Source organism: Streptomyces sp. NPDC033270 (assembly GCF_055576575.1).
This window is the reverse complement of record NZ_JBVIRA010000018.1, coordinates 177,867-178,837: the sequence shown is the minus strand read 5'-3', so window position 1 is coordinate 178,837 and position 971 is coordinate 177,867. Positions and strand designations below refer to the sequence as shown.

Here is a 971-nt window from a genome sequence, read left to right as displayed (position 1 = left end):
CTTCTCCACCCCCCCCCCCCCCCCCCCCCCCCCCCCCCCCCCCCTTCTCGCCCCCCCCCCCCCCCCCCCCCCCCTTCCCCCCCCCCCCCCCCCCCCCCCCCCCCCCCCCCCCCGGGCCTCGGTGCTGTCCGGGGGCAGGGGGCGGGCGGGGCCGGAGGGGCCGGCGGGTGGTCCGTCCGGGCTGCACGGAACAGGCGATTCGTCGATACGATGGCGAAGTAGTACAAATCGCACGATTGATCCCCTATCGATCGTGCCCGGTAATCCCCTCGATCCCTCGCCGTAGCCCCGTCCGAACAGGAGTACCTGGATGTCCGTCGTCAAGAGCACGCTGTCCGAGGCAGACCGCACCACTGTCGGGCACGCGCTGCAGGGAGCACTCGTCGATCTGGTGGACCTCTCCCTCGTCGCCAAGCAGGTGCACTGGAACGTCATCGGCCCGCGATTCCGCTCCGTACACCTCCAGCTCGACGATGTGGTCGCCAGTGCGCGCCGGCATGCCGACACGGTGGCCGAGCGGGCGTCCGCGATCGGGGTGTCCCCCGACGGGCGGGCCGCCACCGTCGCCAAGACCAGCGGCATCAACGAGGTGCAGGACGGCTGGATCAAGGACGGCGAGGTGGTGCGGGCCATGGTGGGCGCGCTGAGCGCGATCATCACCCGGATGCGTGAGCGGATCATCGCCACCGCCGACCCGGACCCGGTCAGCCAGGACATCCTCATCGGTCTCACCGCCGACCTGGAGAAGCACCACTGGATGTTCCAGGCCGAGGCCCATCACTGATCGGGGCTTGCGGTGGTGCCCGCGCGCCGGAAGTGCGCCGGTGCGCTCTCCCCCTCGACGGCAGACCCCGTCTAGCGTCGGCCGGAGGAGGCACCCATGGCGAGGCGTGGATTCCCGGCCCGCGGACCGGGGGGGGGGGGGGAGGGGCGGGGGGGGGGGGGACTTCGGGAGGGGGTCGTTGGTGGGG

The 971-nt window shown here is 73.2% G+C and carries 1 protein-coding gene; it reads left to right on the top strand.

What is annotated here, in order from left to right:
* The first annotated feature begins 310 nt into the window (after positions 1 to 310).
* The gene (locus ACZ5XZ_RS24580; protein WP_468981504.1) at positions 311 to 784 is read left to right on the top strand and encodes a Dps family protein; all 474 of its coding nucleotides are present in this window, start codon (positions 311 to 313) and stop codon (positions 782 to 784) included.
* Positions 785 to 971 lie beyond the last annotated feature (187 nt).

Coding starts and splice junctions, on each gene's coding strand:
- ACZ5XZ_RS24580 (WP_468981504.1), top strand. CDS start 311: ATGTCCGTCGTCAAGAGCACGCTGTCCGAGGCAGACCGCACCACTGTC.